Origin of the sequence: Caballeronia pedi (assembly GCF_001544915.2) — a bacterium.
In the GTDB taxonomy this organism is placed as follows: Bacteria; Pseudomonadota; Gammaproteobacteria; order Burkholderiales; family Burkholderiaceae; genus Caballeronia; species Caballeronia pedi.
The window spans coordinates 1-14620 of the sequence record NZ_FCOE02000029.1; the positions used below are offsets into that span (position 1 = coordinate 1).

At 61.4% G+C, this 14620-nt stretch carries 12 protein-coding genes and 1 pseudogene; 7 read left to right on the forward strand and 6 right to left on the reverse strand.

What is annotated here, in order from left to right; all coding sequences use genetic code 11:
* Together gudD and AWB80_RS30515 are read right to left on the reverse strand one after the other, a co-directional pair.
* Positions 1-269 (reverse strand): annotated as a pseudogene (gudD, locus tag AWB80_RS30510) (glucarate dehydratase); the annotation flags it as partial.
* A 57-nt stretch (positions 270-326) separates the two neighbouring features.
* Positions 327-1619, reverse strand: a complete 1293-nt coding sequence (locus tag AWB80_RS30515) for an MFS transporter (protein WP_061178508.1) — start codon at positions 1617-1619, stop codon at positions 327-329.
* 301 nt (positions 1620-1920) lie between these two features.
* Between AWB80_RS30515 and AWB80_RS30520 the strand changes: the two genes are divergently transcribed.
* The 7 genes from AWB80_RS30520 to AWB80_RS30555 all read left to right on the forward strand — a co-directional run bounded on the left by AWB80_RS30520 (position 1921) and on the right by AWB80_RS30555 (position 11187).
* Positions 1921-2958: a LacI family DNA-binding transcriptional regulator gene (locus tag AWB80_RS30520; RefSeq protein WP_061178426.1), complete on the forward strand. Its 1038-nt coding sequence runs from the start codon at positions 1921-1923 to the stop codon at positions 2956-2958.
* Positions 2959-3475: 517 nt separating this feature from the next.
* The gene (locus AWB80_RS30530; protein WP_061178427.1) at positions 3476-5674 is read left to right on the forward strand and encodes a hybrid sensor histidine kinase/response regulator; all 2199 of its coding nucleotides are present in this window, start codon (positions 3476-3478) and stop codon (positions 5672-5674) included.
* Positions 5675-5897: 223 nt separating this feature from the next.
* Positions 5898-6851: an AraC family transcriptional regulator gene (locus AWB80_RS30535; RefSeq protein ID WP_087131712.1), complete on the forward strand. Its 954-nt coding sequence runs from the start codon at positions 5898-5900 to the stop codon at positions 6849-6851.
* 116 nt (positions 6852-6967) lie between these two features.
* The gene (locus AWB80_RS30540; protein ID WP_244206820.1) at positions 6968-8362 is read left to right on the forward strand and encodes a Rieske 2Fe-2S domain-containing protein; all 1395 of its coding nucleotides are present in this window, start codon (positions 6968-6970) and stop codon (positions 8360-8362) included.
* Positions 8359-8856: a benzoate 1,2-dioxygenase small subunit gene (benB, locus tag AWB80_RS30545; protein ID WP_061178429.1), complete on the forward strand. Its 498-nt coding sequence runs from the start codon at positions 8359-8361 to the stop codon at positions 8854-8856. Before AWB80_RS30540 ends, benB begins: the two co-directional genes overlap by 4 nt.
* 56 nt (positions 8857-8912) lie before the next feature.
* Positions 8913-10256 carry an MFS transporter gene (locus AWB80_RS30550; RefSeq protein WP_061178430.1) on the forward strand — a complete coding sequence of 448 codons (1344 nt, stop codon included), beginning with the start codon at positions 8913-8915 and terminating at the stop codon, positions 10254-10256.
* Positions 10257-10272: 16 nt separating this feature from the next.
* The gene (locus AWB80_RS30555; RefSeq protein ID WP_061178431.1) at positions 10273-11187 is read left to right on the forward strand and encodes a LysR family transcriptional regulator; all 915 of its coding nucleotides are present in this window, start codon (positions 10273-10275) and stop codon (positions 11185-11187) included.
* 36 nt (positions 11188-11223) lie between these two features.
* Here AWB80_RS30555 and AWB80_RS30560 read toward each other — a convergent pair whose 3' ends face one another.
* The 4 genes from AWB80_RS30560 to AWB80_RS30575 are packed head-to-tail and all read right to left on the reverse strand — an operon-like array spanning position 11224 to position 14531.
* Complete coding sequence (locus AWB80_RS30560) at positions 11224-11871, reverse strand: CHASE3 domain-containing protein (RefSeq protein WP_061178432.1); 648 nt, start codon at positions 11869-11871, stop codon at positions 11224-11226.
* Entirely contained in the window at positions 11868-13145 is a 1278-nt protein-coding gene (locus tag AWB80_RS30565) for an MFS transporter (RefSeq protein ID WP_061178433.1), read from the reverse strand. The genes AWB80_RS30560 and AWB80_RS30565 overlap by 4 nt, the downstream gene beginning before the upstream one ends.
* A gap of 26 nt (positions 13146-13171) precedes the next feature.
* Positions 13172-13732 (reverse strand): hypothetical protein, encoded by a 561-nt coding sequence (locus AWB80_RS30570; RefSeq protein ID WP_061178434.1) that lies wholly within the window; start codon positions 13730-13732, stop codon positions 13172-13174.
* Between the two features lie 52 nt (positions 13733-13784).
* Entirely contained in the window at positions 13785-14531 is a 747-nt protein-coding gene (locus AWB80_RS30575) for a hypothetical protein (RefSeq protein WP_061178435.1), read from the reverse strand.
* Between the last annotated feature and the right edge of the window lie 89 nt (positions 14532-14620).

Genomic DNA, 14620 nt, shown 5'->3' on the forward strand with positions numbered 1-14620 from the left:
TTGTTGAGCACCGCCTGCATGTTGCCGATCGACTGGCCGACGACGAGCGAACGCGCATCGTCGATGGTCTTGCGAATGTTCTCGCCGCCCGGCACTTCCCCGACGCCCGTGTTGCCCGCACTGTCCGTCAGAATCACGATGTTGCGCGTGAAGAAGGGCCCGTGCGCGCCCGAAAGGTTCATCAACATGCTGTCACGCCCGGCAACGGGAATGACGCGAAGTTCAGTGACGGTGGGCGTCGCGTTGACGCGAGTCGTAGTGTTGGACATGTCAAATTACCATCGGTTGGTTAGAGGATGCACGCGTCGTCATGCATGCATTTGGAATCATTCAGCCAGTTCGAAACGCTCGATCTTGCCGACCACGAACAGGTAGCAGACGATCGCGATCAAGGCATTGGCGCTCACGAACACGAGCGCCGCCGCGAACGAGCCCGTTCCCTGCACCAGATAGCCGATGACGATCGGCGTCGTGATGCCCGCCGTGTTGCCGAACGTGTTGAACAGCGCCGCGCACAGCCCGCTCGCCTGCTTGGGCGCAGTATCGGAAACGACCGCCCAGCCCAGCGCACCGATGCCCTTGCCGAAGAACGCCGCGGCCATGATGCCGATCACGAGCCACTGGTTATCGACGTAATTGCACGCGATCATGCAGGTCGACAGCAGCAGGCCCACGACGATCGGCACCTTGCGCGCGGTGCTGGTCGAGAAGCCGTGCTTCATCAGCCGATCGGACACGACACCGCCGAGCACGCCACCGAGGAACCCCGCGATTGCCGGGATCGAGGCGACGAAGCCCGCCTTCAGGATCGACATATGCCGCTCCTGGACGAGGTAGATCGGGAACCAGGTCAGGAAGAAATAGGTAAGCGTGGTAATGCAGTACTGCGCGATGAAGACGCCGAGCATCATGCGACTCCTCAGCAATTGCGCGATTGCATGGCGGCCCTGCCTGCTCTTCGTATGGGCTTGCGCGGCACGGCGTTCTTTCGCGAGTTGCTGGTCTTCCAGATCGACCATTGCACCGTTATCGGCGATGTATCTCACTTCCGCGTCGTTCGCCAGCGGATGCTGACGCGGTGCATAGATGGTCTTGAGCCACAGGCCAGCGACGAGGATGCCGAGCGCGCCCATCGCGAAGAAGACGTGGGGCCAGCCATAGGTGTGGGTGATCCAGCCCATGATCGGCGAAAACAGCACGGTGGCGAAGTACTGCGCCGAATTGAAGATGGCCGATGCCGTGCCGCGCTCCGCAGTCGGGAACCAGGAGGCGGTCAGACGCGCATTGCCCGGAAACGCCGGCGCTTCGGCTGCCCCGACGAGAAAGCGCATCAGAAAGAGCGTCGCAAAGGCAACGCCGATCGGCAACGCAGCAACGAAGCCCTGGACTGCCGTGAGGATCGACCAGAAGAAGATGCTGAATGCGTACACGCGCCGCGACCCGAAGCGGTCGAGCAGCCAGCCGCTGGGAATCTGCGCGATCACGTACGCCCACGCGAACGACGAGAAGATATATCCCATCTCGACCGGCGAGATGTGCAAGGCCTTCTGGATCGAGGAGCCGGTGATCGAGATGGTCGCGCGATCCGCGTAATTGATCGTCGTGACGATGAACAACATGAACACGACCAGAAACCGCGCCCGGGTGCGTCCGGCGTAGCTGCCCGCGCTGGCGCTCGCTCCCGCCGCCGTCTCGCGAACGTCTCCGTGACCGATCGTGGTTCTTGCCTGTTGCACGCCTTTCTCCATCATCGTCTCCGGAATGTTGTGTGATGTCTCATGGGTTTGAAGGTTATGTTAGCGCCAACATTCCGTGAATTCGGGTTTTCCCGCTGCTTTGAGATAAGACGTCGTATCTCTATGACAATCTTTGGCTGGACTTACCGGTATCGATACAATCGTGCGTAACAACGGAGTTGAAATGGAAGAGAGCTACGCGCCCGCGCCTGGTCGAACACCTCAGACAAATGACAGCGTGACTTTGGAAGATGTCGCGCGTCTGGCAGGCGTCACCGCAATGACCGTGTCACGCACGCTCAAACGACCCGAGCTCGTGCGCGAGGAGACGCGGCAGCGCGTGATGGACGCGGTGCGCGTCACGGGCTACGTGCCCAACATGCTCGCGGGAGCCCTGGCAACGAACCGGAGTCATCTGATCGCCCTGCTGTTGCCGACCATAGCCACGTCCATCTTTACGGACATGGTGCAGACCATGATGTCGACGCTTGCCGCAGCCGGCTACCAGACGCTGCTCGGCCTGACCGACTACTCGCCGGAGCGCGAGGAACAGCTCGTCGAGACCTTGCTCGGCAGACGGCCGGACGCCATCGTCCTGACCGGCACCGACCATTCGCCGCTGACGCGCGAGCGGCTACGCAGAACCCGGGTGCCGATCGTGGAGATCTGGGATCTCACCGACGATCCGATCGACATGCTGATCGGCTTCTCGCATGAGGCGGTCGGCATTGCCGTCGCGCGACATCTGACGCTGAAGGGGTATCGCCGGTTCGCCGTGTTGTCGGCCGACGACCCGCGCGGTGTGCGGCGAAGCATGAGCATAATCGACGAGTTGAAGCGCCAGGGCATAGCAGATGTACCGATCGAAGTGCTCCCCGCTCCCGCGACACTTCAGACCGGGCGCGAAGGTTTCGTCCGCCTGCTCGAACAAGGCTTGCCCGACGTGATTGCGTGCAGCACGGATACGCTCGCGCAGGGCATTCTGGCCGAGGCGGCGAAGCGCGGTATCGGGATTCCTCAGCAGGTCGCCGTCATGGGTTTCGGCGATCTGAGCACCGCGGCACATGTCCATCCTTCGCTTTCGACCGTGCGGATCGATGGGGCGTCGATCGGAAGACTAGCTGCCGAAGCACTCGTGAGCCGGCTCGACGCAAAGCAGCCATCTCTTCCACCGCTACGTGTGGACACGGGTTTCAGGATCGTCGATCGCGAGAGCGCCTGAGGTCGAATCACGGCGTGACGCAAAAGCTTTTGTATGGAGAAATGAAACTCACGACATCAGTTCGAGCGACGACCTCGAAAACCTATTGACCCGTTTTTTCAGAATCGACCGGACGTTCCATCGGTGCGGGAGCGCGTCCGGACGTCCGCGATGCATCGTTTCTGCTCAAATCGCCCGGAACGCGATTCCAGGGGCTCGACACGGGTTCGCTGTGATACGTCATCCCCGATGTGGCGGCCCCGTGAGACCCGCCACTGCCGTTGCCGCCATTGCCATTGCCTCCGGCCAGCGCAGCAGACGAAAAGATGACGCTGACGGCGGTAAGCGTCAGCGAAGCCTTGCGTAATGTAGTCATCGAAGTTCTCCCGATGCGCGTATGCGCGTAGATCCTCGTAAATCGGTATACGTCCCGAAACGAGCCAAGGATGCGACATCGTCAGGATCGCCAAAGTCGCTCGTTTGACGCTCCGGGGACATGTGAATAGACTTCGCGTTCGCGTATCGTCAAGCAAGTCTCATGACCATTCATCAGGAAACGCCCGCTTCGGACGGTTCAGCGCTGGACATTCCCGTGCCGCCACGCGATTTCGGCACGACTCGCCGCATGCTCATCGCGACATTGATCGCCTCGATCGTCACGCCCTTGCTCTTTCTCGCGGCCTACGGTTATTTTGGCTATCAGACCCGCATTGCCGATTCATCTGAAGGAATCGATCGCCTCGCGCGAATCGCCGAGGAGCATGCCGTAAAAGCGCTGGACGTCATCCAGGAAGTGTCGCTGCGGGTATTGGCGATGGTTCACGATGACGGCGATGCGGCGATCCGCGCACGACAGAAATCGCTGCACGATTTTCTCGAGGACACAGCCCGGCGCTTGCCTTCGGTCGCTTCCATCGAGATATACGGACGCAACAGAAATCTGCTCGTCAGTAGCAACACCTACCCCGTCGGACTTCAATCGATCGATGAGCATCTCGCGAGCGCGCCCGGGAAACCTGCGAGCGCATCGGGCGTGATCATCTCGCAACCCGAGCGAACTTCCGCCCCCGCCATCGACGTCTTCAATCTGACCTTGCCGCGCTACGACGCGAACGGCCATTTTCTCGGCGCGTTGGTCATCGCGCTCCGACGTGACTATTTTTCCGCGTTCTATGAACGGCTGACCGTTCATGACAGGGCGTTGACCGTCGGCCTGTTTCGAAGCGACGGCACCACCCTCGTTCGATTTCCCGCACCGCAGGCACGGCGGCCGCCGACCAGCAATCAGCCTCTCTTCGAAGCGATTCAGGTCGACGCTCATAGCGGCCACCTGAAGATTTTCTCGACGCTGGACAGCGTCGAAAAGCTCCTGGTCTATCGACAGGTGGGCGCCTACCCGCTTTACGTGACGTGCGGCATTCCTGTATCGATCGTGACGTCCCGATGGCTGGGACATGATGGGCTGATCGCCGTCGCGACGCTGCTGCCGTGCATCGGCATCTGGTTGCTGGTTGCATTCAGCCTGGGCCGCCTGAGGCGGGAACGGACGGCGTGGGAGAGGTGGAACGCCGAATTCAGGATGCGTGTTTCCGCCGAGGAGACCACTCGCCAGATGAAGCGGATGGGCGCGCTCGGCAATCTCGTGGCCAACGTCGCACACGACTTCAACAACCTGCTGATGGTCGTGAAGGCCAACATGGAGCTGGCGCGGCGCAAGGGCTTCAACGGGCTGGAAAAGGAAGTCATCGCGGTCGAACGCGCCTCCATCTCGGCCGAAGCGCTGGCGAGGCGTCTGCTCAGCGTCGCTCGCAAACAGCCGCTGCATCAGGACGTGGTCGACGTCAAAGTATGGCTGGAGCAGGACGCCTCACTGATCCGAATGTCGCTCGGCGAGCGGGTCGGTCTGCATATCGAGGCCCCCGAAGCGATCTGGCCGATTTACGTGGATCCGACGGAACTGCAGTCTGCGCTGATCAATCTCGCTGTCAACGCCAAGGATGCGATGCCGCTCGGCGGAGCGTTCACCATCCACTGCGAGAACATCGCCATCGGGACGGCACGAGGCAATCTCAAGTCGGGCGAGTACGTCGTGATCGCCTGCTCGGATACCGGCGTCGGCATGCCGCCCGCGGTCGTGCGACGCGCATTCGAGCCCCTCTACACGACCAAGGCCGCGAACGCAGGCACCGGGCTGGGTCTCGCGCAGGTCATCGCGATGTGCGAGCAGGCCGGCGGCACGGCCCGCATCGAGAGCGCGCCGGGAGAAGGCACCACGGTATCGCTCGTTCTTCCCCGCTCGGCAAAGCAAGCCGAGGATCGTCAGATCGCGGCGCCACCCGAGCCTGCCGTCACGAAGGAGCCGACAAAGGGTTCTATCCTGCTGGTCGAGGATAACGAAGAAGTCGCCGCCGGGCTTTCTGCCGTGCTTGAAGTTTTCGGCTGGCAATCGCGTCACGAACTGACGGGCGATGCCGCGCTCGTCCTGCTCGACGATGGCGCGAGGTTCGACCTCATCCTTTCCGATGTGCAGATGCCCGGCATCAACAACGGTATCGACGTAGCCGAGAAAGTGCGAAGGAAGTGGCCGAAGCAGGCCATCGCCCTGATGACGGGCTATGCCGACGAACTCGAGCGAGCGAGACATGCCGGCGTGACTATCCTGTCGAAGCCGTTCAATATCGATGACCTGCAAGCGCTATTGCAGAGCGTGAACCTGCCTGCGTCCCGCAATGTCTAGATGCGTTGCTTCTGCGGTACTGCATGCAACCTTCGAGGTATGGAACCATGCCCAAAGAGTGTTTGACGCGGGTCGGGGCGATTTCTAATATCGAATCGAGAACAGACGGACCAGCGGCACGGGACACATCGGCTAGAAGAAACCCCGATATCGGTCTTTCAATGGCTGGTGCCAACTGTCGTTGAAAAGAACAGTCCCTCCACCTTGCGGTTGCTCAGACTCCATGCTGTCCTTCGATTTGTCGTCCAAGAGCTCCGTATTCACAGGAGCAGATCCACGAGAGGTGTCCGCGTACGTCAATCGTGCTGTCGGACGGCACTCCATTCATGTGCCCGATCAGATTCGGCCGACCGCGCGTCTGCACCTTGGACGCATGTCCGAGATAGGCTTGTGCAATATCAGTTATGGCGGTCCCGTCGAGATAGCAACAGAGTCGCTGCGCGATTCCTATCAATTGCAGGTCCTGGTGCGCGGCACCTCTGCCTGGACAGGCGCCGATGGCCGGCACGCATTCAGACCGGGAGAATTCCTCGTCATCAATCCCGTCGATCCCGCTCAGGTCCAGTATTCGAGCGATTGCGAAAAGCTCATCGTCACGCTTCCAGTCGAAGTTGTCGAGGCGATGGCTCGTGAAGAACCGGAGTCCGTATTCACCCGGAATCTGCGTTTCGTTCGCCCCGTCCATGCACTCGCTTCCGTCGAAGGACTGGCGGCCCTGCTGGCGCTAATGTGCGAAGAGGCGGGAAGCGCGTCTTGCAGCTCGGCAATGCAGCATCACTATTCGCAGATACTGATTCGCAAGCTGCTGGCTCAGCTCGAGACGAACGCATTCGATTTGCAGACGCCTGCGACGAACCAGGCTTTCGAGAGAATAAAAGGCTATATCCGGGAAAACCTTTCCGAAGACCTCTCACTGGAGCTGATCGCCGCCGCGTCGAACGTGAGTCTGAGAAAACTGTATGTTCTGTTTAAATCATATGCTCAGGAAAGTCCGCGCGATTTCATCCAGCGTTTGAGGCTCGAGCGCGTTCGCTCCGATCTCCTTCAACCTCGGGCATCGGACAGCGTTACCGATATCGCCACTCGATACGGCTTTTGCCACCTCGGTCGCTTCTCGGCGCTTTACAAGGCTCGCTACAACGAACTCCCGTCTCAAACACTCGGCCGGATGCGGTAGTTGTTACCCCGGTCAAAGTCCTGCACGAAGTGGATAGCGAATGTGCAGTGACTGGATATTGCCAGTGCTTCTCCATGGTGAAAATGGGCAAACCAGAACACCAGGAGGAGCAAACAGTGAACACCCCATTCAATACGACTGCCAGCGCTCAAGCGCTGCGCCAGCTGGTTTCCGAGTCCGTGCAGGACGACCCTGCCAGCGGTCGCTTCCGGTGCCGTCGCGACATCTTCACCGATGCAGCCCTGTTCGAACAGGAGATGAAGGTCATCTTCGAACAGAACTGGGTTTTCCTGGCGCACGAAAGCCAGGTTCCCAACCCCAACGACTACTTCGTGTCCAGCATCGGTCGCCAACCCGTCATCATCACGCGAGACAAGGCCGGAAAGCTCGGAGCCGTCATCAACGCGTGTGCGCATCGGGGCGCGGAGTTGTGTCGGCGCAAGCAGGGCAACAAGGGGACTTTCACCTGCCCGTTTCACGGCTGGACCTTCAGCAACACAGGAAAGCTCCTGAAGGTAAAAGATGGGCAGGCGGACAACTATCCGGAAGGGTTCAATGTCGACGGCTCGCATGACCTCACGCGCGTTCCGTCGTTTGCCAATTACCGTGGCTTTCTCTTTGGCTCGATGAATCCGGACGCCGTGCCGATCGAAGATCACCTGGGAGGGAGCAAGGCCGTTCTCGACCAGATCGTCGATCAGACACCCGGAGAACTCGAGGTACTTCGCGGCAGTTCTTCGTACGTCTACGACGGCAACTGGAAGCTGCAAATCGAGAACGGCGCCGACGGATATCACGTCAGCGCGGTTCACTGGAACTATGTCGCCACCGTAGGCCGCCGCGACCGCTCGGAAGACAACATCCGTACAGTCGACGCCAACGCGTGGTCGAAAAGCGTCGGCGGATTTTATGCGTTCGAGCATGGGCATCTGCTTCTGTGGACGCGGCTGCTCAATCCAGAGGTCCGCCCGGTTCACGGTCGCCGTGAAGAACTGAAGGCGCGACTCGGTGAAGCAGTGGCGGACGCCATCGTCAATCAGACTCGCAATCTCTGCATCTATCCGAATCTGTACGTGATGGACCAGGTATCCACACAGATTCGCGTCGTTCGTCCCATCTCGGTCGACAAGACCGAAGTCACCATCTATTGCTTCGGGCCTCGCGACGAGAGCCAACAAGATCGCAACACGCGAATTCGCCAGTACGAAGACTTCTTCAACGTCAGCGGCATGGGAACGCCGGACGACCTCGAGGAATTTCGCGCGTGTCAAAGCGGCTTCAAGGGAGCCGCCGCACAGTGGAACGACCTGAGCCGGGGCGCGCCCCGCTGGGTGAATGGCGCGGACGACAATGCCGCGCGCATCGGGCTGAAGCCGATTCTGAGCGGGGTTCGAATCGAAGACGAAGGGTTGTTCGTGCAACAGCATCGATACTGGTCTGAAACGATGCTTCGCAACCTCCCGGCCGACCAGAAGGTCATCGCCATCAAGCCGATGGAGGTGCTGGAATGACGAGCTTCGAAAACCTGTACCTCGACATCTGCGCGTTCCTGTTCCACGAGGGCCGCTTGCTGGACGATCGGCAATTCGACGCATGGGTGGAATGCTACGATCCGGACGCGGTTTTCTGGATGCCCTGCTGGGATGACGCCGATGCGCTCGTGGACGACCCCACTAAACACATCTCACTTATCTACTATCCGAACCGCATCGGCCTTGAAGACCGCGTCTTCCGTCTCAATACGGAACGCTCCGGCGCGAGTAGTCCCGAACCGCGAACCACCCACAACATCTCGAATGTGGAAATCGTGGAGCGCGCGGAGAAGACCGTGAAAGTACGGTTCAACTGGCACACGATGAACTACCGGTACAAAACGCTCGACCACTTTTTCGGAACGTCGTACTACACGCTGAAACTCGGTACATCGGGCTTTTCAATCGTGGACAAAAAAGTGGTGTTGAAGAACGACCTGATTCACCAGGTCATCGACATCTATCACGTTTGATTGCTCCGAGGCCTCGCCGCCTCGATTTTGGCCGATAGTCTCGGAAGGAGACAACCATGAAAGAATCAGCATTCCTGAACGATGTGGCGAATGGGCCGATGAGCGCATTTCAGATACGCGCAGTCGCGTTGTGCGTCCTGATGAACATGCTGGACGGCTTCGATGTACTGGCGTTGGCGTTTGTCGGTCCGCATCTTTCCGCTGACTGGCATCTGAGCGGCAAGGAGCTGGGATACCTGCTCAGCGCAGGGCTGTTCGGAATGGGAGCGGGGTCCATCCTGATAGCACCGGCTGCGGACAAATATGGAAGACGAACGCTGATTCTCCTCTGCTTGCCCACGATTGCACTCGGCATGTTGCTGTCCGCTTACGCGCAGAACCCGACTCAACTCCTCGTGCTGCGCGCGATAACCGGGCTGGGGATCGGTGGAATTCTCGCCAGCATGAACGTGATCACGTCCGAGTACGCCACCAGCAAGTGGCGGAGTACCGCCATTAGCCTTCAGGTGGCCGGTTATCCAATCGGCGCGACGCTCGGAGGACTTCTTGCGAGCGAGGTGCTGAAGCACTTCGGCTGGCGCGGCGTGTTCGTTCTGGGCGGTGCGGCAACGGCGGTTCTCATACCGCTGGTCATGAGAGGACTGCCCGAATCGATCGACTTCCTCGTGACGAAGCGCCCCAAGAATGCGCTCATGAAACTCAACAAGGTTCTCGAGCGCATGAAGCGAGCAACCTTGCCGCAACTTCCGATGCCGGAGACCGGCGAGGTCCCGAAAAGTCCGTGGGTCACCATCGTTTCCGGCAGCTATCTGTGGCGGACGATCGCGCTTTGCACGACCTGGCTGCTGGTGATGTTCAGCATCTATTTCGTCTTGAGCTGGACGCCGAAACTCATCGTGGCCGGAGGCGCTACTCCGCACGATGGTCTTCGCGCCGGCATCCTGCTCAATGTCGGCGGCATCTTCGGCGGCGCTCTTTTTGGTCTTATCGCCCTCAGGCTCGGAACGCGCCTGCTCGTCTCCGTCTACTTCGTGGTAACTGCCTTGCTGTTCTCCTATCTGGGCATGCAGTTGTCCGCTCTGGGCACAGGAACGGTGCTGTTTATCGTTGCGGGCGCCGGCGCCTTCGGATGCATGACCGGCATGTATGCGCTCACCCCGACGGTCTACCCGGCCGATTGCAGAGGGACGGCCATGGGACTCGCGATCGGGATTGGTCGCGTCGGAGCCGTGATCGCGCCCATCGCGGCAGGCGCACTCGTCGATAAGGCATGGTCGCCTTCGGCAATCTATGGTTTGTTCGCCGTTCCCCTCCTGATCGCAGTATTCGCTGTGATCGCGGCAGGACAGCGCAAATCGGCTGCCTCGGTTCCGGTCGGCATCGTCGTCAAGCCGGAGTAATCCAGGAGTTGTTGAGATGGAACTGCGACACCTCCGCTACTTCGTGGCGGTAGCCGACGAAAAAAATTTCACGCGTGCCGCGCAACTTCTGAACATCGCTCAACCGCCATTGAGCCGTCAAATACAACAACTGGAAGAGGCGCTCGGCGTTCAGCTATTCGAGCGAAACGCCAGGCCCTTGAAGCTGACCGAAACCGGCAAGTTCTTCTACTCGCATGCAACGCAGATACTCGCCCAGACCGCGGAACTGGAGTCGATGACGCGCCGCGTGGGAAACATCGAACGCAGTCTCTCGGTCGGGTTTGTCGGTTCGACGCTGTACGGCATGCTGCCCAAACTCATCCGACGCTTCCGCGACGAGAACGCAACCGTGGAGCTGAGTCTCCACGAGATGTCCACGATGGACCAGATTCGAGCGTTGAAGGATGGCCGCATCGATGTCGGCTTCGGCCGGATTCGACTGGAGGACGCGAATATCCGGCGCATAACTTTGCGCGAGGAAAAGATGATCGTCGCGTTGCCTCATGGACATCCTCTATCGGCTACGAACGCCATGCTCTCGCTGCGTGAACTCGTCAATGAAACGTTGATCATCTTTCCGCAAGCGCCCCGTCCGAGCTACGCGGACCAGGTGTTGTCCGCATTCCAGGACCGGGCTCTGAAGCCTCGCCGAATCTACGAAGTACGTGAGTTGCAAATTGCGCTTGGGCTGGTAGCCGCCGGTGAAGGGGTTTCGATCGTTCCAAGCAGTGTGAACGGCCTGAAGCGAAACGACGTCAACTACATGCAACTGGACGATCCGACTCTGGTTTCTCCCGTCATCATGAGCATGCGTATGCTGGACGAGTCGCGCGATGTCAAGGCGATGCTCGAACTCACCTACCAGCTGTATGAAGAAGAACGGATTCCGCACGTGCCGCGTACTGCTTAGCGCGGACAGGTCGGTATATCGCGTGAATGACCACGTTCACGATCTCGATCTGCTTCCGCTGACAAAACCCAGCCCGAGCCGCGCCGCGATCGAGACCATCGCAAGACTGATCGTCACGATGAGCATCGCGCGCTCGGTTCGCGATGCGCGATCGGTACGCTCGATCAGCAGTTCCGTTTCCGACTGACGCATCTGCGCAATCAGCATCCGAATCCGGTCCATGCGCTCGAGGCCGACATCGCTCAGTATCATCGCGCGCGCTTGCGCTGTGCCTTGCTCCCTCAGAACGCTCAGCGTGCGTGCGAGTTCGGCGAGCTTGTCCGTCAGGGCGAGGTCGAGCGCATCGACGCGTGCAAGCTGCGCCGGGCTGTCGTGAACGAGCTTCCTGAGCTTTGCTGGCTGCGCTCGCACTTCGCCGATCGCCTGCAGGTACGGTCTGAGATAGGTTTCATTGACCGTGAGAATGTAGCCGCGCTGGCCGGTTTCGGCGTCGGTCACCAACTGAAGCGTGGTCTCCAGCGTCGACATCACCGGATACGTATGCTCGATCCAGTCGCGTTGCGCGAGCAGGATGCGGTGATAGCCGTAAGACGTCGCGGCGGCGACAATCACGAGCGCCATGAGCGGCACGACACGCCAGTCGAACGACTCGCGAATACGCCATCGCTCTCGCGCGCGTTTCATCGCCGTTCAGAAGCGGCAGACAGCGCAAGCGACGACTCATCGGCGGCATCGCGGCCATTGCCGCACGCTTTCCTGATCGATGCGCCGAAGCACAGCCAGAGCGCGAGCGAGCCCGTCGACACCGCGCCCAGTGCGAGAAATGCGCTCACATAGCCGAAATGCTGTGCGATCGAGCCGCCCAGCGCGGGGCTGAGCGCCGCACCGATGCCCTGCACCGTCATCACCACGCCCTGCCCGACATTGACGCGCCCGGTGCCCTGCAGCAAACGCACGACGAGCGCCGGTACCGCCACGCTCTGCAGCCCCGCGCCGATACCGTCGAGCGCCTGAACCGGCCACACGCCCCACGCGGTGATGAACATCGCCGCAACCAGACCGCGCAGCGGCAATGCCAGAAAGGTGATCAGAATCACGCCCCAGTAGCCCGCGCGTTGAATCAGCCGATTCGCGAAGTACGCCGCGACGACCATCACGAGTTGCGCGACCACGATCGTCTGCGCGGTGAAGGCGCTCGGTTCGCCCTGATGCGCGGCGACGACGGCGAGGCCGTAGAGCGGCAGCATGGCCGCATTGCCGAGGTGGAACATCGCGAGCGCGGCGGCGAGCAACAGCAGCGGCCTGCACGTGAGCAACATGCGAAAACCGCTTGCGTGCTCATGCTCCGAAGAAGAAGACGAAGAAGAAGACGATGACGACGATGCAGCGAGACCGCGCGCGCTGTCGTGATCGATCGAATCGCGGCGAATCAGCAGCGTCGAGAGCACGGTCATCGCGCCGAACACGCCCGCGAGCGCGAACACCGCGCCGAATCCGAAACGCCACCCGAGCCATCCCGACAACGCCGCGCCCACGACATTTCCCGCGTGATTCGCCACCTGATTGCGCGCGAACTGCCGGTCGAAACCGCGCTCGCGCACGATGCCGAGCGTCACGCCCGCGACCGCGGGACCGAGCGCCGCGCCGGTCACCGCCGTGAGAATCTGCGAGGCGGCGACCATCCAGAAACCGTGCGACACCCACAGCGCGAGCGAAGCGAGCGTCGTCATGACGCCCGCCGCCACGATGAGGCCGCGCTTGTGATGCGTCGCATCGACGAGCGCGCCCGCCGGCGACGTCGCGAGCATGCCGGCGATGCCACCGAGCGTCATCACGGTGCCGATCGACTCCGGATGCCAGCCCTGCGCCTGCAGAAAGACGCCCAGAAACGGGCCGATGCCCGCCTGCACATCCGCCATGAAGAAGCTCAGTCCTTCGAGCGCGTAGAGAGGATTCATGAGCCGCTCACCGTGGACGTCTTCAGTCAGGCGGAAACCGGCGCGTCGATGAGTTCGGCGATCTCATCCACTTCGATCGTCCGTCCGTGGCGGTTCCGGATCCCGTGCCCCCACGCCTGTACGTGCACGCCCGGCGCGAGATACGCCGCAAGTTCGGCGGCGGCGTGCGGCGGCATGCGCAGCGAGGTGCCGTCGTCGAGCAGCGCGCCGCGCAGTTCACCCTTCGGGCCGAAGAGCGGCAGCACGACTTCGCCGCTCGCTTCCATCGGCTTGTGTTCGACGTGCGGCTTGTGATGCTTTTCGCCATCGTGATGCGGGCCTTCGTCGAGGATGATCTTGCCGCTCTTCGTCGCGAGCGAGACCGCCGCGATCATGTCCGCGCCGCGCGGCTTCACGCCACGCACACGGACCGCATCGCCCACGGCGACCTGCCGCGCGATCTGCCGCGACAGATGCGGCGGAAAGTGAACCTGCAGCGCTTGCCGCGCGCCCAGCACGATGCCATCGATTTCACCGTGCGGGTTCAGCAGAAAGCGCGTGACCGTGCCGCGCGTTTCGGGAAGGCTTTCAGGGTCGATCCAGTGCATTGCGTTGATCCTTAATTTGACGTTGATAAAAACATGCCGCGCGTCGACGCGCTCATGGGCTCGGCGGCGCACGGTCATAGAGCGAAGTCAGGTTGCCCGGCGCACCGAACGACGTCGCCTGGAGCGCGGTGCCGTATTGATTGCGCGTGCCGTAGCCCTGCGCCGATACTTGCGCGCCCGCCCGAACGAGCGCGGGAAATTGCTGGGCTACGGGAGGCGTCAGTTTGATGACGGTGCCATCGGCGAGAATCACACCGTCGGGCTCGCCGCGCGGTGCGGTGGTGATGTGCGCCACTTGCCCCTGCGCGCTCAGACGCGCAAGCCCCGCGCCGCGCAGTTCGCGCGGCAAGCGCGGCGCGCCCGGCAGCGGCGGCTGATCGATGAGTTGCTGCCCGCTTCGCGCGTCGGTGATGCGTTGCGCCTTGAGATTGCCGCCCGCATCGCGCCAGCCGTCGATCCGCACGCTGTCGCCCGGTCGTAGCGCCGACGTGAGCTGTGCGCTCATGTGCGGCGGGAAGCGCACGAGCGCGCCGTCGCTGGTCAGGAAGCCGTCGACGTCGCCATCGGGGTTGATGAGAAAGCGCGCAACGGTAGCTTGCGCGCTGACTGTCGCGCCGACTTCCACGGGCGGCGGCGGCGGTGGTGGCACGCCCACTGCCGCGACGGGCGGCGGCGGCGCGACGGGTGGTTGAGTCTGAGCAACACAGCCCGCGCTCGTCGCGAACAGCACGACGAGATTGATCGCGCTCAGGACGCGGACGGCCGAGCAGTGGACCGGGTTCGTCGATGTCGATTGCATGATTCACTCCCTGACTTTGACGTGGAGTCATCTGCAAGGGCCATGCCATTGAACGAAAGCCCGCGGCCCAATGGATCGGCGTGGCGAAG

Bases quoted from the DNA above. Each gene is read 5' to 3' on its own strand.
- AWB80_RS30515 (WP_061178508.1), bottom strand. From the start codon at position 1,619: ATGTTGTTCATCGTCACGACGATCAATTACGCGGATCGCGCGACCATC.
- AWB80_RS30520 (WP_061178426.1), top strand. From the start codon at position 1,921: ATGGAAGAGAGCTACGCGCCCGCGCCTGGTCGAACACCTCAGACAAAT.
- AWB80_RS30530 (WP_061178427.1), top strand. From the start codon at position 3,476: ATGACCATTCATCAGGAAACGCCCGCTTCGGACGGTTCAGCGCTGGAC.
- AWB80_RS30535 (WP_087131712.1), top strand. From the start codon at position 5,898: ATGCTGTCCTTCGATTTGTCGTCCAAGAGCTCCGTATTCACAGGAGCA.
- benB (WP_061178429.1), top strand. From the start codon at position 8,359: ATGACGAGCTTCGAAAACCTGTACCTCGACATCTGCGCGTTCCTGTTC.
- AWB80_RS30550 (WP_061178430.1), top strand. From the start codon at position 8,913: ATGAAAGAATCAGCATTCCTGAACGATGTGGCGAATGGGCCGATGAGC.
- AWB80_RS30555 (WP_061178431.1), top strand. From the start codon at position 10,273: ATGGAACTGCGACACCTCCGCTACTTCGTGGCGGTAGCCGACGAAAAA.
- AWB80_RS30560 (WP_061178432.1), bottom strand. From the start codon at position 11,871: ATGAAACGCGCGCGAGAGCGATGGCGTATTCGCGAGTCGTTCGACTGG.
- AWB80_RS30565 (WP_061178433.1), bottom strand. From the start codon at position 13,145: ATGAATCCTCTCTACGCGCTCGAAGGACTGAGCTTCTTCATGGCGGAT.
- AWB80_RS30570 (WP_061178434.1), bottom strand. From the start codon at position 13,732: ATGCACTGGATCGACCCTGAAAGCCTTCCCGAAACGCGCGGCACGGTC.
- AWB80_RS30575 (WP_061178435.1), bottom strand. From the start codon at position 14,531: ATGCAATCGACATCGACGAACCCGGTCCACTGCTCGGCCGTCCGCGTC.